Source organism: Haloactinomyces albus (genome assembly GCF_031458135.1).
Classification (GTDB): Bacteria; Actinomycetota; Actinomycetes; order Mycobacteriales; family Pseudonocardiaceae; genus Haloactinomyces; species Haloactinomyces albus.
This window is the reverse complement of sequence record NZ_JAVDXW010000001.1, coordinates 1,041,521-1,063,993: the sequence shown is the minus strand read 5'-3', so window position 1 is coordinate 1,063,993 and position 22,473 is coordinate 1,041,521. Positions and strand designations below refer to the sequence as shown.

12 protein-coding genes and 3 rRNA genes are annotated in these 22,473 nt (G+C 65.4%); 12 read left to right on the top strand and 3 right to left on the bottom strand.

The features are described 5' to 3' along the window. Positions 1 to 16 precede the first annotated feature (16 nt). The 4 genes from JOF55_RS04905 to JOF55_RS04890 all read left to right on the top strand — a co-directional run bounded on the left by JOF55_RS04905 (position 17) and on the right by JOF55_RS04890 (position 3,575). Entirely contained in the window at positions 17 to 202 is a 186-nt protein-coding gene (locus tag JOF55_RS04905; protein ID WP_310270227.1) for a hypothetical protein, read from the top strand. A gap of 6 nt (positions 203 to 208) precedes the next feature. After that, positions 209 to 1,699 (top strand): RNB domain-containing ribonuclease, encoded by a 1,491-nt coding sequence (locus JOF55_RS04900; protein ID WP_310270224.1) that lies wholly within the window; start codon positions 209 to 211, stop codon positions 1,697 to 1,699. Between the two features lie 83 nt (positions 1,700 to 1,782). Continuing rightward, positions 1,783 to 2,448: an NADPH-dependent F420 reductase gene (npdG, locus tag JOF55_RS04895; RefSeq protein ID WP_310270221.1), complete on the top strand. Its 666-nt coding sequence runs from the start codon at positions 1,783 to 1,785 to the stop codon at positions 2,446 to 2,448. Between the two features lie 146 nt (positions 2,449 to 2,594). Further along, positions 2,595 to 3,575 carry a glutathione S-transferase family protein gene (locus JOF55_RS04890; protein WP_310270218.1) on the top strand — a complete coding sequence of 327 codons (981 nt, stop codon included), beginning with the start codon at positions 2,595 to 2,597 and terminating at the stop codon, positions 3,573 to 3,575. Positions 3,576 to 3,646: 71 nt separating this feature from the next. Here the strand turns inward: JOF55_RS04890 and panB are convergent, their stop codons facing one another. Continuing rightward, positions 3,647 to 4,531, bottom strand: a complete 885-nt coding sequence (gene panB, locus JOF55_RS04885; protein ID WP_310270215.1) for a 3-methyl-2-oxobutanoate hydroxymethyltransferase — start codon at positions 4,529 to 4,531, stop codon at positions 3,647 to 3,649. Between the two features lie 227 nt (positions 4,532 to 4,758). On the opposite strand from panB, the gene JOF55_RS04880 reads away from it, so the two are divergent. Beyond that, on the top strand, positions 4,759 to 5,586 hold the full coding sequence (locus tag JOF55_RS04880; protein ID WP_310270212.1) for an arylamine N-acetyltransferase family protein: 828 nt from the start codon (positions 4,759 to 4,761) through the stop codon (positions 5,584 to 5,586). A gap of 12 nt (positions 5,587 to 5,598) precedes the next feature. Here JOF55_RS04880 and JOF55_RS04875 read toward each other — a convergent pair whose 3' ends face one another. Beyond that, positions 5,599 to 5,859 (bottom strand): hypothetical protein, encoded by a 261-nt coding sequence (locus JOF55_RS04875; RefSeq protein ID WP_310270209.1) that lies wholly within the window; start codon positions 5,857 to 5,859, stop codon positions 5,599 to 5,601. 281 nt (positions 5,860 to 6,140) lie between these two features. After that, the gene (locus JOF55_RS04870) at positions 6,141 to 7,913 is read right to left on the bottom strand and encodes an NAD+ synthase (protein ID WP_310270205.1); all 1,773 of its coding nucleotides are present in this window, start codon (positions 7,911 to 7,913) and stop codon (positions 6,141 to 6,143) included. Between the two features lie 60 nt (positions 7,914 to 7,973). Here JOF55_RS04870 and JOF55_RS04865 point away from each other — a divergent pair, with 60 nt between their 5' ends. The 7 genes from JOF55_RS04865 to ilvD all read left to right on the top strand — a co-directional run bounded on the left by JOF55_RS04865 (position 7,974) and on the right by ilvD (position 22,419). After that, positions 7,974 to 9,584: an alpha/beta hydrolase gene (locus JOF55_RS04865; protein ID WP_374727226.1), complete on the top strand. Its 1,611-nt coding sequence runs from the start codon at positions 7,974 to 7,976 to the stop codon at positions 9,582 to 9,584. Between the two features lie 109 nt (positions 9,585 to 9,693). Continuing rightward, positions 9,694 to 11,037 carry a type I glutamate--ammonia ligase gene (gene glnA / locus JOF55_RS04860; RefSeq protein ID WP_310270199.1) on the top strand — a complete coding sequence of 448 codons (1,344 nt, stop codon included), beginning with the start codon at positions 9,694 to 9,696 and terminating at the stop codon, positions 11,035 to 11,037. A 62-nt stretch (positions 11,038 to 11,099) separates the two neighbouring features. Then, positions 11,100 to 14,924, top strand: coding sequence for an FkbM family methyltransferase (locus JOF55_RS04855; protein WP_310270196.1), 3,825 nt, complete (start codon positions 11,100 to 11,102; stop codon positions 14,922 to 14,924). 547 nt (positions 14,925 to 15,471) lie between these two features. After that, positions 15,472 to 16,994, top strand: a 16S ribosomal RNA gene (locus tag JOF55_RS04850). A gap of 309 nt (positions 16,995 to 17,303) precedes the next feature. Beyond that, positions 17,304 to 20,391, top strand: a 23S ribosomal RNA gene (locus JOF55_RS04845). Between the two features lie 93 nt (positions 20,392 to 20,484). Then, positions 20,485 to 20,601 (top strand): 5S ribosomal RNA (gene rrf / locus JOF55_RS04840). Together the 16S, 23S and 5S rRNA genes form the textbook arrangement of a ribosomal RNA operon. 114 nt (positions 20,602 to 20,715) lie before the next feature. After that, positions 20,716 to 22,419 carry a dihydroxy-acid dehydratase gene (gene ilvD / locus JOF55_RS04835; RefSeq protein WP_310270192.1) on the top strand — a complete coding sequence of 568 codons (1,704 nt, stop codon included), beginning with the start codon at positions 20,716 to 20,718 and terminating at the stop codon, positions 22,417 to 22,419. Positions 22,420 to 22,473 lie beyond the last annotated feature (54 nt).

The following is a 22,473-nucleotide window of genomic DNA, read 5'->3' as shown; positions in this document are numbered from 1 at the left end:
ATGCGAGCCTCGAAGTATGGACCCGAATGGTTGGTACTTCTGCCTGAAGCATCAGGAGGTCGAAGCCGGTGCCGGTTGCCGTTCGGCGGATCGGTTGGGTCCGTATCCGGACAGGAACACCGCAGCGCAGGCTCTGGAACTGGCCCGGCAGCGCACCGAGGCGGTCGACGAAGCCGAGCGCCGCTGGAACGAGGGAGACTGAACTCCCATGGCGGCGGCGCGGGCAGCACACAGCGGAACCGGCACTGCCGCCGCGTCCGTGGACGCTGCTTCCTCCCGGTCCGCCGAGATCGGACTGGACTTCTCGGCGGTGCGCGCCGAACTGGGCCTACCGGTGGAGTATCCGGCCGCCGCATTGAGTGAGGTCGAGCAAACCGTGGCTCAACCCGTGTTCGACGCGACTCGCGTGGATGCCACGGACCTGCCGCTGGTCACGGTGGATCCCCCCGGAGCCAAGGACCTCGATCAGGCCCTGTTGATCGATCGTCGTGGGAGCCGTGGCTACCGGATCCACTACGCCATCGCCGACGTCGCGGCTTTCGTTCCACCGGGTGGTGCCCTGGATGCCGAGGTACGCCGCCGTGGTCAGACCCTCTACCTGCCGGACGGCAACGTGCCGCTGCACCCGACGTTGCTGTCGGAGGGCGCGGCCAGCCTGCTGCCCGATCAGATACGTCCCGCCGTGCTGTGGACCATCGACGTGGACCGCGACGCCGCGCCCGTCCGGGTGGACGTGCGGCGAGCCGTGGTCCGCTCCGTCGCCCGACTCGATTACGAGGGAGTGCAGCAGTCCCTGAATGCCGGCATCGCCCATCCGGCGGTGGCGCTGCTTCCCGAGGTGGGCCGGTTACGCCGGGAGCAGGCCGTCCATCGCGGGGCGATCGAACTGGAGCCGCCCGAGCAGCAGGTGGAGTCCGACGGTGCGGGCGGTTGGCGGCTGGCCCTGCGTCCCCGGCTGCGACTGGAGGCCTTCAACGCGGAAATCTCCCTGCTCACGGGTATGTGTGCTGCGGATATCATGCTCGAAAGCGGGGTCGGTGTGCTGCGCACGGTCCCCGAACCGGAACCCGAGACGATCGCCGGCCTGCGTCATTCGGCAGTCGGGCTCGGTCTGGAGTGGTCCGAACAGCAGGTGCCCGCCGAGTTCCTCTCCGACCTCGATCCCACTCGGCCGGAAGCGCTGGCCCTGCACGTGGCGGCTACCCGGTTGCTGCGGGGCGCGGGATACACGGCGTTCGACAAGGGTGCGCCGGACAAGACCCGCCATGCGGGAATCGGCGCGGCCTACGCCCATGTCACCGCGCCGCTGCGCAGGCTCGTGGACCGGTACGGCGCGGAGATCTGTCTGGCCGTCCACGCCGGGCGCGACGTGCCGGATTGGGTGCACGCGGCACTGCCGCAATTGCCGTCGGCGATGGGCGGTTCGGACAGGATGGCAGGACAGGTGGAGCGTATGTGCATCGCGCAAGCTCAGGCGTGGACCCTGGCAGACCGGGTCGGCGAGGAGTTCACCGCCACTGTCCTGCGTTCGAGCGGCGAGGGGGATTCCGGTGAGGTGTTCGTCCCCGACCCACCGGTCATCGCGCGATGTACAGGAGACCACCTTGTCGAAGGGCAGCGCGTGTGGGTCCGGTTGACCGAGGCCGACCCGGTTCGGCGTGATGTCGCCTTCGAAGTGATGGCGCCCACACCCGGGTGATCTGGCGGAATCTCCGCTTCGGGCACGATCGTGGACACCGAAGTATCGATGGCGAAGTATCGATGGCGCGGAAAGGGGCCGTTATGGCTGGTGTGCGGGATCGGACGATCGGTGTTCTGGGGGGGACCGGTCCGCAGGGCAAGGGTCTGGCCCTGCGGTGGGCCCAGGCAGGCCTGAAAGTGGTGATCGGTTCGCGGTCGGCCGAGCGTGCGCAGGAGGCGGCAGCCGAGATCGCCGAATCCGTCGGCGGCGACATCACCGGGCAGGACAACGCGGGATGCGCTGCGGACGCCGACATCGTCCTGGCGGCGATCCCCTGGGACGGCCACCAGGACACGCTGCTGTCGTTGAAGAACGAGCTCGCGGGCAAGATCGTGGTGGACTGCGTCAACCCGCTCGGTTTCGACAAAAAGGGACCCCATGCACTGACGGTTCCCGAGGGTAGTGCTGCGCAGCAGGCCGAATCCCTGCTGCCCGAATCCCGGGTGACCGCCGCGTTCCATCATGTCTCGGCCGTCACGCTGGCGGACACCAGTGTGACCCACGTCGACCTCGACGTCCTGGTCCTCGGTGACGATCGGGAGGCCACCGATGTGATTCGGGAACTGGCGGATGTGATTCCGGGGGTACGCGGCATCTACGGCGGTCGCCTGCGCAACGCCCACCAGGTGGAGGCGCTGACCGCGAACGTGATTGCGATCAACCGTCGCTACAAGGCACATGCCGGGTTGCGGATCACCGACGTGTGAGGCGCCGAGCCGGGGACAATCAGGGGTGAACGGAAACTTCACACATGGACGGGACGAAAGTTCCGTTCACTCCATACGACGTCGCGATACGACGTCGCGGGCAGCGCTGCGCTCCACAGCGGGCCGAGCCGTTCTAGAGTGGAGACATGGTCCAGTTCAGTGCGGAAACCTCACAGCGCGGTGAGTGGGTACGGCAGGCGAATCGGTTCACCGAGCGGATCACCGCCGACGGTTCGTCCGGATGGAAGGCCGAACCCGGCCGCTACCACTTGGTGGTCAGCCTGGCCTGCCCGTGGGCGCATCGATCGGTGATCGCCCGCCGCCTGCTGGGGCTGGAGGAGGTGCTTTCACTCGGTATCGTCGACCCCCTGCGGGACGAGCGGGGATGGCGATTCACGCTGGACCCGGACGGTCGGGACCCGGTCACGGGTCTGTCGTTCCTGGCCGACGCGTACTTGGCGGGCGACCAGTACTACAGCGGACGCTACACCGTGCCCGCCGTGGTCGACGTGGAGTCGGGGCGCGTGGTCACCAACGATTATCCGCAGCTCACGCTCGACCTGTCCACCGAGTGGGCGCGGTTCCACCGCCCGGGTGCTCCGGCGCTGTACCCACCGGAGCTGCGCGCGGAGATCGACGAGGTCAACGCCGTGGTGTACCAGGATGTGAACAACGGCGTGTACAAGTGCGGATTCGCGACCTCGCAGGAGGCCTATGAACGGGCCTTCGATGCCTTGTTCGCTCGGCTGGATCGGCTTTCCGAGCGGTTGGAGTCGCAACGTTTCCTGGTCGGTGACACGATCACCGAGGCCGATATCCGGCTGTTCACCACGCTGGTCCGATTCGACGCGGCCTATCACGGGCACTTCAAGTGCAACCGGCACAAGCTCACCGAACTACCGGTGCTGTGGGCCTACGCGCGCGATCTGTTCCAGACGCCGGGCTTCGGGGACACGGTCGACTTCGACCACATCAAGCGGCACTACTACAGCACGCACGCGCAGATCAATCCGACCGGCATCGTCCCGGCAGGGCCGGACCCGTCCGGCTGGCACACTCCGCACGGCCGCGAGGCGTTGGGCGGGCGACCGTTCGGCGACGGCACCCCGCCCGAGCTGCCGGGGTGAAAGCGTCGTTGTGGCATTACTGTTGCCACAACGACGCATCCACCTTCGGGAAGCACGGTCCCGCGGCGCGGTCAGTCGAAGCTGTGCTCCGGGGCGGGGAAGTTCCCCCCACGCACGTCGGCGGCGAAGCTGCTCGCGGCCTCGGAGAGCATGCCGCCGAGATCGGCGTAACGCTTGACGAAGCGCGCCGTACGGCCGGTGTTCATCCCGGCCATGTCGGTCCACACCAGCACCTGCGCATCGCAGTCCGGCCCGGCGCCGATGCCGATCGTGGGGATGCGCAGTTCGGAGGTGACCCGCTTGGCGGCTTGGCCGGAGACCATCTCGAGTACCACCGAGAACGCCCCCGCTTCCTGCAGCGCGAGCGCGTCGGCGACCAGCTCCTCGCCCTGTTCACCGCGTGCCTGGACGCGGTAGCCGCCGAGCCCGTGCTCGCTCTGCGGAGTGAACCCGATGTGGCCCATCACGGGGATACCGGCGGCGACGAGGGCCTCCACATGGGCGGCATAGCGGCGACCACCTTCCAGCTTCACCGCGTGTGCGCCCTCCTTCATGAAGCGCACCGCCGTTTCCAGCGCCTGCTCCGGTGAGGCCTGGTAGGAGCCGAACGGCAGGTCGGCGACGACCAGGGCGTGCTCGGCCGAACGGGAGACGGCACGGACCAGTGGCAGCAGCTCCTCGACGGTGATCGGCAGCGAGGACTCGTAGCCGTAGACGTTGTTGGCCGCCGAATCCCCCACGAGCAGTACCGGGATCCCGGACTCGTCGAAGATCCGGGCACTGTACATGTCGTAGGAGGTGAGCATCGGCCAGGCTTCGCCGCGCTCCTTGAGCTCCTGCAGGTGATGGATCCGGACCCGGCGCCGTGGCGGCGTGGAGCCGTAGGGTGCTGTGGTTTCGCTCGCTGCGGCGTTGCCCGCGGCGTTCCGGGGATTCTCGCCCGATGTCGCAGTCATGATCGACCATCCTCTTTCCTCGCGGCCCGGCCGGCGGGTCCACGGGCTGGTAGGGATGCTTGCAGTCCCAGAGTGACACGGGCTGATGCCGGAGCGGGATGACTTCCGACACACATCACATTCGGCTTGACCACTGCATGCTTGACCGCTGCCTGGCTGTCGCGGCCCGGCTCGTCCGGCTCCGGGGATCTTGACTTCGAGTGCGCTCGAAGTAGGAGCATGACGTCATGAGCACCCGCACACAGCATGCCACCGCCACCGACGAGTGGAACATCGCCGCCGTCGACGTCGACGCCTACCTCGAACGTATCGGTCGTCCTCGCACGGAACCCTCCGCCGAGACGTTGCGGTCCCTGCACGAGGCACACGTGCGCACGATCCCGTTCGAGAACGTCGACGTGGTGCTCGGCGAGCATCCCGGACTGGAAACGGGCGTGGTGACCGACAAGCTCATCGGACGTCGTCGAGGTGGGTACTGCTACGAGCACGCCCTGTTGTTCGCCGCCGTACTCGAGCACCTGGGGTTCTCGGTGCGGCGCCGGATGGCGCGGGTTCAACCGCACCGGGCGGGCCCGCGGACGCACATGGTGCTGATCGTGCGCACCGATGCCGGTGACCATCTCGCCGATGTGGGCTTCGGTGCCGGAGTACTGCATCCGATGCCGCTGGAGCACGGGGCCGTGGTCGACCAGACGGGATGGCCACACCGTCTCACCCATCACGAGGGCGTGTGGACGCTGTCGAAGTACGGGGAAAACGGGTGGGAGGCCCTGCACGCTTTCGACGACACCCCGCAGCATCCGGTGGATTACGAGGTCGCCCACCACTACACCGCGACGCATCCGAACTCGCCGTTCACCGGAAAGCTGGTGGTCATGCGGATCGGCCACGGTGTCAGCCGCCGCCTCGTCGGTGACGAGCTCACCGTGGAGCACGCGGACGGACGGGTCGAGCGCACGCCCGTTCCGCCCGAGCGCCTCGGGGACACGTTACGGGATCTCGATGTCGTTCTCGACGATGCCGAGTTGGAGAGGCTGCGTGCCCGGCTCGGTTGACGCGGGCGGCGGTCAGGTCACCCGCGTGGTGGCCCCCTGTTGGTTCGGGGCTTGTTGGTTCGATGTTCCCAGGGACAGCCGGTAGCCGTTCTCGATCCGGCGGAACTGCCGGAGATGCTCCATCTCCGGGTGCCGGTGGCGGAACTGCGGATCCGCCGGAGAGAGATCGAGTTGAACGGGGGACCAGTGAGCGTCCCTGCGGGTGATGGCGGCGCCGACCAGTTCTTCCCAGCGCACCGCCCGCGGGATGCCCTGCGGATCGTGCCGGCGCACTCCGATGGCGTCGAGGCTGAGCTGCCGGGGTCGGGATACCGTCTTTCGGTACCGGACATGACCCCTACACCCAGTGCGTAGCGAGGAGCTCTCCTGCCCACGTCGAGCACGACGCGTGGCGTGCTCCCCGCTCTGCGCCGGAGTGCGCGCATTGGCCCTGCAAGCCGCAGCCTTCGACAGTGTGCGTGCGTGTGCGCGTAACTCGTGACTGACCGGTTCCGGTACTCGGCGTGTCGGCAGAAAATTGCAGTTTCGCGCGAAACTGCAAAAATACTCGGGGCCTACGGCCGCACCTCGCGCCAGCGGTTGGTTACAGGCAACCGACGGTCCCGGCCGAAGGCCTTGAGACTGATCTTGGTGCCCGGCGGGTACTGACGCCGTTTGTACTCGGAACGGTCCACCATCTGCAGCACCCGCTCGACGAGATCCGCATCGAATCCGGCCGCGACCAGATCGGCGTAGCTGTGGTCACCCTCCACGTACCCGTCGAGGATTTCGTCGAGGGTTTCGTACGGCGGCAACGAGTCGGTGTCCACCTGCCCGGGGCGCAGTTCCGCCGACGGCGCCTTGCTGATCGAGTTCTCCGGAATCGGCGGCGTCTCCCCGCGCTTCTCCGCCTCGGCGTTGCGCCACCGCGCCAACCGCCACACCAGCGTCTTCGGCACGTCCTTGATCGGCGCGAAGCCGCCGACCGAGTCCCCGTAGATCGTGGAGTAGCCGACCGCGAGCTCGGTCTTGTTGCCCGGCGTGAGCACGAGGTGCCCGTGCTGGTTGGACAGCGCCATCACCGTGACCCCGCGGCAGCGCGCCTGCACGTTCTCCTCGGCCAGCCCGGTCAGCCCCAGCCGGTCCACGAACATCTCGACCATGTCCCCGACGGGATGCTCCTCGAAGTGGCAGCCCAGGCGGCGTGCGAGCTCGGCGGCGTCGGACCGGGAGTGCTCCGTGGAGTACTTCGACGGCATCGACACGCCGTACAAGGCGTCGGGGCCCAGGGCATCGGCGGTCAATGCCGCACACACCGCCGAGTCGATGCCCCCGGAGAAGCCGAAGGTCACCGAGCGGAACCCGTTTTTGTGCGCGTAATCCCGCACCCCGGTCACCAGCGCCGACCACACCTCGGCCACATCCGACAAGGGCTCGGGCGTGCTCGGTAACGGCATCGGCTCGTAGATGGGCAGCGGCTCGGGCTGCAGGGTGATCCGTTCGACGTCGAAGGCGGGCAGAGCGCCCGGCCGGAAGTGCAGCGGAGTGCCCTCCTCCACCGGCTCCGGAGAGGTGTCGGTGGAGGTGTGGCCACCGCCGGTGAGATCCAGGTCATGCACCATCAGGTGCTCGACGAACTGGGGTGCCCGTGCGAGAATCCCGCCCTCGGGAGTGGCGATCAGCGAGTCACCGTCGAAGACGAGCTCATCCTGCGCGCCGACCAGGTTCACATACGCCATCGGAGCACCGGCCTCGGCCGCCCGCCGGGTGACGAGAGGTGTGCGCTGATCGTCCTTGGCCAGTTCGTAGGGCGAACCGTTGATGCACACGACGGCATCCACGCCCACTCGGCCCAGTGCGGTCACGGGGCCGCCGTTCTGCCAGATGTCCTCGCAGATCACCACCCCGATATCCACTCCGTGCAGCCGGACGATCGGCAGGTCGTATCCCGGTGCGAAGTAGCGGGCCTCGTCGAAGACGCCGTAGTTGGGCAGATGGTGCTTGTAGTAGGTGGTCACGACCTCGCCGCCGTGCAGCAGCGACGCCGCATTGCGCACTCCCTCGTCATCACGGTCCAGATGCCCGACGACGACCACGGCATCACCACATCCCGCCTCGTGCAGCCGCAGGGCCAGCGCGTCGACCTCGGAGCGGTTGGCTGCCGCGAACGACTTCCGCAGCGCGAGGTCCTCGACCGGATACCCGGACAGAACCATCTCGGGGAACGCGACCACATGGGCACCTTCCCGCACGGCCCTGCGAGTCCAGTCCAGAACCATCGAACTGTTACCGCTGATGTCACCGGCGCAGGCATTGACCTGTGCGAGAGCGATGCGCAGCTGAGGCATGTCTCCATCTTCGCGCGGACACTGTGCGCACGTTGGCCGGGTCCGGTGTGCGCGCCGGTGATGGCCTCGTGCCACGATCAACGAGTGACTCGCCTACCGACCGTGCTCGTGACATTCCTCCTGCTCGGCAGCGTCGTCGCCTGTAGTCCGAGCCCGTCCGAGGAGCCGGGAACACCGCAGCTGCACACCGAGAGCAGAGGACCGGCCGGAGCGGTGCCCCCTGATCTGAAGGAATACTACGGCCAGTCCCTGACATGGGGACCGTGTGCGGAATACGCGACCACCGGGCGGTCCCGCGCGGCCTTCCGGAACCGTTCGATCGAGTGTGCCCGGCTGACGGTTCCGATGGACTACTCCGCACCGCAGGGGAAGACGATCACACTCGGCGTATTGCGTAAACCGGCGGGTGACCCCGCGCACCGCATCGGTTCGTTGGTCGTCAACCCCGGTGGCCCCGGTGCGTCCGGCATGCTCATGGCAGCCGGGCTGGCAGGCGCGGTCTCGAACACGGAACTCGGTGCTCGGTTCGACCTGGTCGGCTTCGACCCCCGAGGAATCGGCGCCAGCGAACCCCAGGTGGACTGTCTGACCGACGCCGAGCGCGACGCCGAACGACTCGACTCCGACGCGGACACCTCACCCGCCGGGATCGCACAGACCGAACGCGAGCACCGCGCCTATGCACGCAAGTGCGCGCAACGCAGCGGAACCACGATGCTGGCCAACATGGGAACTCGCGATGTCGCCAAGGACATGGACGTGCTCCGCTCGGCCCTCGGTGACAAGAAGCTGACCTACCTCGGCTTCTCCTACGGCACTCGGATCGGCGCGGAGTACGCCGAGCAGTTCCCGGGCAATGTCCGCGCGATGGTGCTCGACGGTGCCATGGATCCCGACCAGGGCAAGGTGGCCGAACTCGTCGCCCAGGGGGCCGGTTTTCAGCAGGCCTTCGAGGCGTTCGCGGCTTGGTGTTCCCGGCAGGAGGCCTGCGCACTCGGTGACGACCCCTCGCGTGCGGTGACCGTGTACCAGCAGTTGACCCGGCCCCTGCTGGAGCAGCCGGTCGCGGTGGGCGAGGGACGCAAACTGTCCTATTCGGATGCCACGACCGGTACTATCCAGGCGCTGTACTCGAAGCGCCTGTGGGAACGGCTCAACAGCGGCCTGCTCCAACTGACGCGAGGGCAGGGACGGATCCTGATGGCGCTGGCCGACTCCTACTACGGGCGGGGACCGAACGGGCACTACTCGGGTCTCACGGACGCCTTCAACGCGGTGCGTTGCGTGGACGACCCGCGACTGACCGACCGTGCGCGGTTGCGCAAGGCCGACCGGCGCTATGAGCAGGCGGCGCCGTTCCTGGACGACGGTCATCCACCGAGCGCGGCTCGAGGGGTGTGTGCGTTCTGGCCCGTGCCGGTCACTGCGGACGAAGTGCCACCCGACCCGGCGAAACTGCCGACGACACTGGTCATCTCCACCACGGGTGACCCGGCCACGCCGTATGCGGCCGGGAAGCGGCTCGCCAACGCGCTCGGTGCCCGCTTGTTGACCTTCGAAGGCACGCAGCACACTGTGTTTCTACAGGGCAACGCGTGTGTGAACAGGGCGGGTATCCGGTACCTGGTGGACCTGAAGCCGCCGCAGGAGGGGACTCGTTGCACGAGCTGATGGCCCTATCGCGACAGGCCCGCAAGGAACTCGCGACGGGACCGTGGGAACGGCCGTGGCACGGGTACGGCTGCGGTGAATGCCCGCTGGAGGCTTTAGGCTGCGGGGCATGACCCGTCAGCAGGAGTTCGTACTCCGCACCCTGGAGGAACGCGACATCCGCTTCGTGCGGCTCTGGTTCACCGATGTCCTCGGCATCCTCAAGTCGGTGGCGATTTCGCCCGCCGAACTGGAGGGCGCCTTCGCCGAGGGCATCGGGTTCGACGGCTCGGCCATCGAGGGATTCTCCCGGATCTACGAATCCGACATGGTCGCCAAGCCCGATCCCAGCACCTTCCAGGTGCTGCCCTGGGAGACTCCGGATGGCGAGCATTATTCGGCCCGGATGTTGTGCGACATCACCATGCCCGACGGATCGCCGGCCTGGGCCGATCCACGCCACGTCCTGCGTCGCACCCTGTCCAAGGCGACCGAGGCGGGATTCACCTGCTACGTGCACCCGGAGATCGAGTTTTTCCTGCTCAAGGATCTGCCCACCGACGGCACCGAGCCGACCCCGGCCGACTCGGGTGGCTACTTCGACCAGGCCAGCCACGATGCCGCCCCGCACTTCCGGCGCAACGCCATCGAAACGCTGGAGGCCATGGGCATCTCGGTGGAGTTCAGTCACCACGAGGGAGCACCCGGTCAGCAGGAGATCGACCTGCGCTATGCCGACGCGTTGACGATGGCCGACAACGTGATGACCTTCCGTTACGTCGTCAAGGAAGTCGCACTGACCCAGGGGGTGCGCGCGTCGTTCATGCCCAAGCCGTTCAGCGCCCAACCCGGCTCGGGGATGCACACCCACATCAGCCTGTTCGAGGGTGATCAGAATGCGTTCTACCATCCCGAGGACCCCTTCGAACTGTCCGAGACCGGCCGTGCCTTCGTCGCCGGAATCCTCCGGCACGCCAGGGAGATCAGCGCGGTCACGAACCAGTGGGTGAACTCGTACAAGCGGTTGGTCGTCGGCGGTGAGGCCCCGACCGCAGTGTGCTGGGGCCACGCCAACCGATCCGCGCTGGTGCGGGTTCCGATGTATTCTCCGGGCAAGTCCTCGTCGCGCCGGGTGGAGATACGCAACCTCGACGCGGCGTGCAATCCCTACCTCGCCTACGCGGTGATCCTGGCAGCGGGCCTGCAGGGAGTGCAGAAGGGTTACGAACTGTCCCCGGCCACCGAGGACGACGTGTGGTCACTCACCGAGGGCGAACGCAAGGCCGCCGGGTATGCGAGCCTGCCGCAAAACCTCAGCGAAGCGCTCAGTGTGATGGAGTCCTCCGAGTTGGTGGCCGAGACTCTCGGTGAGCACGTGTTCGACTTCTTCCTGCGCAACAAGCGCGACGAGTGGGACGCCTACCGCAGCCATGTCACGCCCTACGAGTTGCGCACGTTGATGCCGATGCTGTGACGGATCGGTGGTCCGATAGGTGGTCCGTTTTCCGGTGGGCATGCGGCGGTACGTTCGTGCACGTGACTGATCGCCAGGTCCCTTACGAATCCTCCGGTGAGCCGAGTGCCCCGGAGCCCACCTCGCAGTCCGAGCTCTCGCCGCGGCCGGAGGAGATGCTCGACGAGCCGGAATGGCCGTCGGAGACTCCCGGGGAATCCCCCGGGACCTTCGATGGCCCCGCGACGCCGTTGCTCGGCTGCACGGTTGCTTGCCGGGATCAACTGCCCGCTGCACGGGTGGTGCGCGACTCGTTCCTGAGCAGCCATCCCGGTGCCCGATTCGTCATCCTGCTGCCGGAACGGCCGGAGGATATCGGTGCTCAGGAACACGCCGAGGTCCTGACACCGGAGGACATCGGCGTGGACGCCGTGGAGTTCGCCCGCCTGGCGATGGCGTGCACCGCCGAGCAACTCCGCGCGGTACTGCGCCCGCGCCTGCTCGCTCGCCTGCTGTGGGAATCCGCTGCCTGTGTGTTCTCCCTGGAACCCTGTGTGCGGGTCTTCGGTGGTTTCGACGACGTGGCGGCGGCACTGACTCCCCAACGGCCGGTGGCATTGGTGCCGAAGGTGCTGCGCCCGCTGTTCGTCGACGGCCTGCGTCCCAGCACAACCGACCTGGCCGAGTCCGGGACCTTCGACCCGAACATGCTCGCCGTGAGCCCCGGCAGCGAGCGGTTCCTCACCGTGTGGGCGGAGCAGGTACTGGCCGAGCCGAGTGCTGTGGCCACGTTTTTGGAAGGCGCCTCCGCGCTGGTGGATCATCAGGTTCTTCGTGATCCCGGTATCGGTGTGTCCGCGTTCAACGCCGCCCAGCGAGTGCTGGAGGTCTCGGCGGACGGTCGGTACCAGGTGGATGGTCACCTGCTGCGCACGGTGCACTTCGATGGTTTCGAGCCACAACGGCCCTGGCTGCTGTCGGTGACCTACGCTGACCAACCGCGCGTACTGCTGTCGGAACATCCGCTGCTGGCACGACTGTGCGCCGGATACCGCAATGCGCTGGTGGAAGCCGGGTATACCCGGCAGCAGTCCCACCCTTTCGAGGCTCTGCCGAACGGAACCACGGTGCCGACCGCGCTGCGCAGTGCATACCGGCACGCCTGGGCACAGGCCGAGCAAACGGGCGAAAGGGTTCCGGCGAGTCCTTTCGAGCCGCCGCGGGACCATGCCGATGCGGTGTCGTCGTTTCTGGAATGGGCGTGTGCCGCCGACGACGAATGGCAGCGGGCCGCGGGCGCGTCACGCTGGATCGCCGCGGTCTGGGCCGATGATCCGCTGCTTCAGCGCGACTACCCGGCCCCCTTCGGCGCCGATGCTGCCTCGTTCCACGAGTGGTGCGCCGGGGTGGGGGTCGCGAGCAATCGGATTCCGCCTGCTGCCGTGCACCAGGAGGCGGACGATCGACGTGTGACGATGGTCGACCAGCTCGGTGTTGCAGTGCTGGGAACGGGTCGGTTGGCCGAACTCGTCCGAGCAGCGGTGCGAGCTTCCGGGCTCCCGTCCGCCGACACGCCGTACTATCCGGTGGTGCTGCGATGCGATACCGATCTCCCGGTTCCTGCGGGGCGTTACGTGATCGACGTTCTGCCCGATGGGCATCTCGATCATGCCGGGCATGGCCGGGCTGCCTCCCCGACGGGCCGCACCGGCAGTACCGAAACATGGGTGCTGTCGGAGACCAGTCGACGTGCCGGACGGCGTGCCGGGCAGGTCGGCGTGGGTGTTGCCACACTCCCGCTGCCGGATGCCGGCCGTGTCGAGCCCGCGACTCGTGAGCAGGTGCGTGCGCGGTACGGCCTGGGCGGCGAGTTCGTCCTCGGGGCCTTCGTCGATCATGCCGACGAGTGGCAGGGCAATGCGCTCGGTCTGGTCAACGCGTTCCTCGCGGCGTTTCCCGACCGTGCGGACGTGCGACTGCTCATCTCGGTCAGCGAGGCAGCCGACCATCCGGAAGAGGCCGAGCGCCTTCGGCTGGCCACCACCACGGACCCGCGCATCATGTTGCTGGAGGAGGAACCGGACGGTGCCGTGCCCGCGGCGTCCGACTGTGTGGTCTCCCTGCACCGTGCCGAAGGTGGTGTGGGCGGTGACCGCTACGCACTGCGCCTGCTCGAGATGGCGGCACAGGCGATCCCCACTGTGGCCAGTGATCACGGGGCCGTTGCGGAACTACTCGGTGAGCCGGGAACCAAACTTGTGCCCTGCCAGAATGCGGGTGAACCGGATATCGATGCCGCTGCTGCTCTGCTCGCGGAGATGGCGAGCTCCCCTGACGAGACCGCCGCTTTCGGGGCCGCCGCCAGGGAGCGCCTGCTGACCGAGTACAGCCCGACACGGGCGGGGGAGGGACTGCGCGACCGGGTGGAGCAGGCGTACCGGAGTTGGCGAACGAAGTGGGCCGAGGACCGTAACGGCAGGCAGGACGATCCATTGCATCCGCTGTTGATCGCCCGGCATGCCCTGCACCGGCCCCCCGAGGTGAGTGCCGGCGCCCGCAGCTCGATGGCTCCGGCTCTGCGCAAGGCTGTGCTGAAAGCGCTCGGCCACTATGACGAGCATATTCGCGACATCATGCGTTCCCTGATCGACGGTGTGGAGCAGACTGCCGCCGAGCTGCTGCGGCGTCAGTCCGGCACCGGCGAGGAGCTCGATGTCGAAGCTCTGCGTGCCGAACTCGCTCGCCTCGAGCAGCGGCAGGACCAGCTCGGTGCACAGCTTGTCGGCACCGACGACGGGATGGTCCGAGTCAGGACCGATCTTGTCGATCAGCAGCGCAGACTCCGTGGGATCGAGGAAGACCTCACCTCGGAAAGCAGTGCGGGCGATGATCGGATCGAGGCACTGACCGAACGTCTGGATCGCCTGACCGGCGCGGTGGAAAAGACGCTGGATCGCATCGACAACCTGGAGCGGGAGTGGTCGGAGACGAAGCACTCCCAGGAGCGGAAACTCGAAACGGGGCTGCAGAACGCGACTCACGACGCGTCCCACGCACTGCACCGCACCGACGTCCTGCAGCGGATTCTGTTGCGGGAACACGAGCGCAGTACGGACACGGGCGACGACACCAGTACGCCGGTGGTGTGCGATGCCGGTTTGCTCCGCCTGCCCTCGGAGGACAACCGGATGCTGCCGTGGCTGTCCTCGCATGCGACCTGGGACGGCGAGGTCTCCGCACTGATCGATGCACTGCTGGAACCCGAGGGAGTGTTTCTCGACGTCGGGGCCTATGTCGGTTACCAAACCGTTCGCGTGTTGAGCCGCCTGGGCAACAGCGGAGCCGTGGTCGCCGTCGAGCCGTGTGAGCGGGAGAGTCGGCTGTTGCGGCGCAATGTGGAGATCAACGTGCCGGAGGGCACCGGTGGGCGATTGACGCTGCTCCGAAGCGTGGCCTGGGACTCGCCGGGCGAGTTGACTGTCGAATGGCCCGCTTCAGGCGGTCTCCACGTGCGTACGGACCTTGCCGGAGAAGATGCCGAACCGGATGGGAACGCGCGGGTACACGGCGTTCGATTGGACCAGGAGTTGGAGAACCAGCTCGTGGTGACCGACCGTCGGCTGTCGGTGGTGCACATCGATGTCGGAAGCCGAGTGCATCGAATTCTGCAGGGGATGAGCCACCTGTTGCAGCGTGACCGTCCCTCCGTTGTGTGCTCGTTCACGCCTGATGGTGTGGCTGAGCTGGGTGACGACCCGGCGGCGGCTCTCCGGGAGTTCGGCACATGGGGCTACGAGTTCGTGCCCGTCGGGAGATCGGAAGCGGTCTCGGCAGACGAGCTCCTGGAAGCCATCGGAGCTGCGGGGGCCGCGAGCACCGTAAAGCTGTGGCTGCGTCCCGTGGAGTAATCGTTGATGTGGTGTTAATGGGGGGTTGTGCTGGTGTTTTGTGGGTTGTGGGGGGGTGGGTGTGGGGGGTGGGTTCGGGGATGTGTAGAGTTTTCGTTGTCAGCACGGAACGAGCCGGTGTGAGTCGGGTCGGGTGTTGGTGGCCGGTTGCTTCCTGGGTTTTTGGGTGGTTTCGGGTGTTTGTTACGGTGAATGGCGGTCCGGCGGGATTGGTTTCCGGTTTGGTTGGGCTGTTTCAGCGGAGCAAGGTTAATATGCGGTGAGCGTGTTGTTGCGGTGCTGGGTTTCCGGTGTGGGAATGTGGCGTGGTGAGAGCTCGGTGGGCCGGTTCGGGTGACCCCCCTTTGGGTGGGTTGCTGGTGGGTTTGCTAGGGTTTTCGGTGCAGCAAGCGGTTATTGCGGGCCTGCCGTGTGGTGGGTGTGTTCTTTGAGAACTCAACAGTGTGCCGATGGTTTTGTGTTTGATGCGGACCGTTTTTTCGGTTTTGTTTTTTTGGGGCATGCCCTGTTGTGGGGTGTGTTTCTGCTGGGGTTGTTGAATGATCCTTTGTTGGAGAGTTTGATCCTGGCTCAGGACGAACGCTGGCGGCGTGCTTAACACATGCAAGTCGAACGCTGAAGCTCTTGTTCGCAGGGGTGGATGAGTGGCGGACGGGTGAGTAACACGTGGGCAATCTGCCCTGTACTTGGGGATAAGCCTTGGAAACGGGGTCTAATACCGGATAGGACATGTCATCGCATGGTGGTGTGTGGAAAGCTCCGGCGGTACGGGATGAGCCCGCGGCCTATCAGCTGGATGGTGCGGTAACGGCGTACCATGGCGACGACGGGTAGCCGGCCTGAGAGGGTGACCGGCCACACTGGGACTGAGATACGGCCCAGACTCCTACGGGAGGCTGCAGTGGGGAATCTTGCGCAATGGGCGAAAGCCTGACGCAGCAACGCCGCGTGGGGGAGGACGGCCTTCGGGTTGTAAACCTCTTTCGGTCCCGACGAAGGTGACGGTAGGGGCAGAAGAAGCGCCGGCTAACTACGTGCCAGCAGCCGCGGTAATACGTAGGGCGCAAGCGTTGTCCGGATTTATTGGGCGTAAAGAGCTCGTAGGCGGTTTGTCGCGTCGGCCGTGAAAACCTGTTGCTTAACGGCAGGCGTGCGGTCGATACGGGCAGACTTGAGTTCGGTAGGGGAGACTGGAATTCCTGGTGTAGCGGTGAAATGCGCAGATATCAGGAGGAACACCGGTGGCGAAGGCGGGTCTCTGGGCCGATACTGACGCTGAGGAGCGAAAGCGTGGGGAGCGAACAGGATTAGATACCCTGGTAGTCCACGCCGTAAACGTTGGGCGCTAGGTGTGGGGACTGTTTCCACGGTGTCCGTGCCGTAGCTAACGCATTAAGCGCCCCGCCTGGGGAGTACGGCCGCAAGGCTAAAACTCAAAGGAATTGACGGGGGCCCGCACAAGCGGCGGAGCATGTGGATTAATTCGATGCAACGCGAAGAACCTTACCTGGGTTTGACATGCCTGGATCGCTCTGGAGACAGGGTTTCCCTTTTTGGGGCCGGTGCACAGGTGGTGCATGGCTGTCGTCAGCTCGTGTCGTGAGATGTTGGGTTAAGTCCCGCAACGAGCGCAACCCTTGTCCTGTGTTGCCAGCAATGCGGTTGGGGACTCGCGGGAGACTGCCGGGGTCAACTCGGAGGAAGGTGGGGATGACGTCAAGTCATCATGCCCCTTATGCCCAGGGCTTCACACATGCTACAATGGCCGGTACAGAGGGTGGCCAACCCGTGAGGGGCAGCGAATCTCTTAAAGCCGGTCTCAGTTCGGATCGGGGTCTGCAACTCGACCCTGTGAAGTCGGAGTCGCTAGTAATCGCAGATCAGCAGTGCTGCGGTGAATACGTTCCCGGGCCTTGTACACACCGCCCGTCACGTCACGAAAGTCGGTAACGCCCGAAGCTCATGGCCCAACCGGTTTGCCGGGGGGAGTGGTCGAAGGTGGGACCGGCGATTGGGACGAAGTCGTAACAAGGTAGCCGTACCGGAAGGTGCGGCTGGATCACCTCCTTTCTAAGGAGCACTGGTACTCGCACATGCCGGCGTGTCCTGTCCCGGTGTGGGCAGGGTGGTGGCCGGGTGTGGGTGCTGCCTGGTGGGTGTGCCCGGATGTGGTGCGCACCGGGTGGTGCTGTCCGAGAGTGTGGAAACGTCGAACATGGAATGCTGCTGGGGCCTGGGTGGTCTCGGTGTCGGTGCACTGTTGGGTTCTGAGGGAACATGCCGCTGGTGCTGCCCCTGGTTGGGGTGGTGGTGGGTGTGTTGCCGTGGTGGTTGTTGTTTGAGAACTGTATAGTGGATGCGAGCATCTTGATACTTGGTGTGTAAGTGTGTAAGGGCGCACGGTGGATGCCTCGGCATCAGGAGCCGATGAAGGACGTGGGAGGCTGCGATAAGCCTCGGGGAGCTGTCAACCGAGCTGTGATCCGAGGGTGTCCGAATGGGGAAACCCGGCCGGAGTGATGTCCGGTCACCGCTGTCTGAATGTATAGGGCAGTGGGAGGGAACGCGGGAAAGTGAAACATCTCAGTACCCGCAGGAAGAGAAAGCAATAGCGATTCCCCGAGTAGTGGCGAGCGAAACGGGATGTGTGGCTAAACCGGGTGCGTGGCAAGCCGGCAGGCGTTGCGTGCTCGGGGTTGTTGGGAGCATCTGGTTGGGGCTGCCGCCTCAGCGGGGAGTGTATGCATGGCCAGCTGAATGCGTTGGAATGCGCAGGCGTAGTGGGTGAGACCCCCGTCGGTGAAAGTGGTGCGTGCTCCCGGGTGTGATCCCGAGTAGCACGGGGTCCGTGGATTCCCGTGTGAATCGGCCAGGACCACCTGGTAAGCCTGAATACTCCTGGTGACCGATAGCGGAGAGTACCGTGAGGGAATGGTGAAAAGTACCCCGAGAGGGGAGTGAAAGAGTCCCTGAAACCGTGTGCCTATAATCCGTCAGAGCCGTTCGCGGTGATGGCGTGCCTTTTGAAGAATGAGCCTGCGAGTTAGTGGTGCGTGGCGAGGTTAACCCGTGGTGGGGAAGCCGGAGCGAAAGCGAGTCCGAACAGGGCGTGGTAGTCGCGTGCTCTAGACCCGAAACCGAGTGATCTACCCATGGCCAGGGTGAAGCCCGGGTAATACCGGGTGGAGGCCCGAACCCACCAGGGTTGAAAACCTGGGGGATGAGCTGTGGGTAGGGGTGAAAGGCCAATCAAACTCGGAGATAGCTGGTTCTCCCCGAAATGCATTGAGGTGCAGCGTCGTGTGTTTCGTCGTGCAGGTAGAGCTACTGGATGGTGGAGGGCCCTGTGTGGGGTACTGACGTCAACCAAACTCCGAATGGCATGGCGTGGATAGCGCGGCAGTGAGTCGGCGGGGGAAAAGCTCCGTCGTCGAGAGGGAAACAGCCCAGAACACCGGCTAAGGCCCCCAAGTGTGTGCTTAGTGGGGAAGGATGTGGGACTGCCCGGACAACCAGGAGGTTGGCTTAGAAGCAGCCATCCTTGAAAGAGTGCGTAATAGCTCACTGGTCGAGTGGTCCTGCGCCGAAAATGTAGCGGGGCTCAAGCACACCGCCGAAGCCGTGTCGCCGTGACTGTGTCATGGTGGGTAGGGGAGCATCGTGTGGACGGTGAAGCGGCGGCGTAAGCCAGTCGTGGAGACCATGCGAGAGAGAATGCGGGCATGAGTAGTGCAAGCAGAGTGAGAATCTCTGCCGCCGGATGACCAAGGGTTCCTGGGCAAGGCTGATCCGCCCAGGGTGAGTCGGAGCCTAAGGCGAGGCCGACAGGCGTAGCCGATGGATAACGGGTTGATATTCCCGTACCCGCCGACGCGCGTCCCATACCGGTGTCGGTGTTCTCGGTGCTATCGGTGCCGGCCTGTTCCGCTGTGCGGGACGGTGTCCGGTGCTCATGGTGGCGAGGCCCGGCGGTCCGGTCAGTGATGGGGTGACGCAGCAGGGTAGCCCATCCCGGGCGATGGTAGTCCCGGGGTAACGGTGTAGGGCGGTGCACAGGCAAATCCGTGCACCGGTGCCTGAGACCGGAGGCCGAGCCCGTGTGGCGAAGTGGGTGATCCCGTACTGCCGAGAAAAGCCTCTAGCGAGTGCGTGGGTGGTCCGTACCCCAAACCAACACAGGTGGTCAGGTAGAGCATACCGAGGCGAGCGAGCGAACCGTGGTCAAGGAACTCGGCAAAATGTCCCCGTAACTTCGGGAGAAGGGGAGCCATGGCCGGTGTAGGAGCGTTGCCTCCGAAGCTGGTGGTGGCCGCAGAGAGTGGGCCCGAGCGACTGTTTACTAAAAACACAGGTCCGTGCGAAGTCGTAAGACGAGGTATACGGACTGACGCCTGCCCGGTGCCGGAACGTTAACAGGACTCGTTAATGGGTGCGCCCGCGAAGCGGAGAATGGAAGCGCCGGTAAACGGCGGTGGTAACTATAACCATCCTAAGGTAGCGAAATTCCTTGTCGGGTAAGTTCCGACCTGCACGAATGGCGTAACGACTTGGGCGCTGTCTCGACCACGGACTCGACGAAATTGCAATACGAGTAAAGATGCTCGTTACGCGCGGCAGGACGGAAAGACCCCGGGACCTTTACTGTAGCTTGGTATTGGTGTCTGGTTCGGCTTGTGTAGGATAGGTGGGAGACTGGGAAGCTCACACGCCAGTGTGGGTGGAGTCGCTGTTGAAATACCACTCTGGTCGTTGCGGGCGTCTAACCTCGATCCGTGATCCGGATCAGGGACAGTGCCTGGTGGGCAGTTTAACTGGGGCGGTTGCCTCCCAAAGGGTAACGGAGGCGCCCAACGGTCCCCTCAGCCTGGTTGGAAACCAGGTGGCGAGTGCAAGGGCACAAGGGGGCTTGACTGTGAGACCGACGGGTCGAGCAGGTGCGAAAGCAGGGCCTAGTGATCCGGCACTGGCTGGTGGAAGCGGTGTCGCTCAACGGATAAAAGGTACCCCGGGGATAACAGGCTGATCCTGCCCAAGAGTCCATATCGACGGCATGGTTTGGCACCTCGATGTCGGCTCGTCGCATCCTGGGGCTGTAGTCGGTCCCAAGGGTTGGGCTGTTCGCCCATTAAAGCGGCACGCGAGCTGGGTTTAGAACGTCGTGAGACAGTTCGGTCCCTATCCGCCGCGCGCGTTCGGAGACTTGCGAGATGCTGTCCCCAGTACGAGAGGACCGGGACGGACGAACCTCTGGTGTGCCAGTTGTTCCGCCAGGAGCACGGCTGGTTGGCTACGTTCGGCACGGATAACCGCTGAAAGCATCTAAGCGGGAAGCCGTCCTCCAGATGAGGTCTCCCCCCGACCTGGATCGGGTAAGGCCCCCACCAGACGAGTGGGTTGATAGGCCGGAGGTGGAAGCCTGGCAACAGGTGCAGCCGACCGGTACTAATCGGCCGAGTGACTTACCCACCCAGGGTGCGCATCCACTATACGGATCTGAAACAACAACCACCCCCATAAACTCCACACACTGGCCATGGGCTAGACTGTGTGGCCAGAACGAGTCGGTGGTCATAGCGGCGGGGACACGCCCGGTCCCATCCCGAACCCGGAAGCTAAGCCCGCCAGCGCCGATGGTACTGCACCCCCACGGGTGTGGGAGAGTAGGACACCGCCGACCCCCAACACAGGTGGAGCCCCCCGATCCGCTCGGGGGGCTCCACCTTTTTCATCCACCCCCAACCAGCACCGACCTGGCTCGAGCCCGACCACTCCCACGGATTACAGTCGGGGTGTGACCGAACAGAACGATGCCGCCGATGCGCAACCGAACACGAGGAAGCCTCGTAGTAACGAGGTGACCGAGGGACTGGAGCGAACGGCCGCCCGTGGAATGCTGCGGGCAGTGGGGATGCAGGACGAGGACTTCGCGAAGCCGCAGATCGGAGTAGCTTCGTCCTGGAACGAGATCACGCCGTGCAACCTCTCCCTGCAGCGTCTCGCGCAGGCGAGTAAGGACGGTGTGCACGCGGCCAGTGGTTACCCACTGGAGTTCGGCACCATTTCCGTGTCCGATGGCATCTCGATGGGCCATGTGGGCATGCATTATTCGCTGGTGTCCCGGGAGATCATCGCAGATTCGGTCGAGACCGTGATGGAAGCCGAACGTCTCGACGGCTCCGTATTGCTGGCGGGATGCGACAAGAGTCTGCCCGGCATGCTGATGGCGGCTGCCCGGCTGGACCTGGCGTCGGTTTTCGTCTACGCAGGCTCGATCCTTCCGGGCAAGGTCGATGGTGAGGAAGTAACACTCATCGATGCCTTCGAAGCCGTGGGAGCGTGCGCGCGGGGGCTGATTTCCCGGGAGCGAGTGGATCAGATCGAGCGCGCCATCTGCCCCGGTGAGGGCGCCTGCGGTGGCATGTACACGGCGAACACGATGGCGTGTGCGGCGGAGGCTCTCGGCATGTCGGTGCCGGGGTCGGCGAGTCCGCCCGCGGTGGACCGACGCCGGGACACGGGCGCACACGAGGCCGGTGAGGCTGTCGTGGGCCTGATCGACAAAGGGATCACCGCACGTCGCATCATGACGAAGGAGGCCTTCGAGAACGCGATCGCGGTGGTGATGGCCTTCGGCGGATCGACGAATGCGGTGCTGCACCTGCTCGCGGTGGCGCGGGAGGCCAATGTCGATCTCACCCTGGAGGACTTCAACCGCGTCGGTGACCGGGTCCCGCACTTGGCGGACGTGAAACCGTTCGGCAGGCATGTGATGTCCACCGTGGACCGGATCGGTGGTGTTCCGGTGGTGATGAAGGCTCTGCTCGATGCCGGTCTGCTGCACGGGGACTGCCTGACCGTGACCGGCAGGACCGTTGCGGAGAATCTCGCGGAACTCGATCCACCGGAACTCGACGGTGACGTCGTGCACAAGCTGTCCAATCCGCTGCACCCGACCGGTGGGCTGACGGTGATGCGTGGTTCGCTGGCTCCGGAAGGCGCGGTGGTCAAAAGCGCCGGCTTCGATGTGGAGACCTTCGAGGGCACGGCACGGGTCTTCGACGGTGAGCAGGCTGCGATGGATGCCGTGGCGGAGGGATCGCTGCAGGCAGGTGACGTCGTGGTCATCCGTTACGAGGGTCCTCGGGGTGGACCGGGCATGCGGGAGATGCTGGCCGTGACCGGTGCTATCAAGGGTGCCGGACTGGGCAAGGATGTTCTGCTGCTCACCGACGGCCGGTTCTCCGGCGGCACCACCGGGCTGTGCATCGGCCATGTCGCTCCGGAAGCCACCGACGGTGGCCCGATCGCCTTCGTGAACGACGGGGATCCCATCCGCCTGGACCTGAAGAACCGGACGTTGGACCTACTGGTCTCCGATGACGAACTGGCACGGCGCAAGGACGGGTGGGCCCCGCCGAAGCCGAAGTACCGTCACGGAGTGCTGGGCAAGTACGCACGGCTCGTCGGCTCCGCGGCCGAGGGAGCCGTCTGCTGAGTCGGATTTCCGTGGTCTCGCGGAGAGCCGGGAACCATCGGGTATGAAATCCGA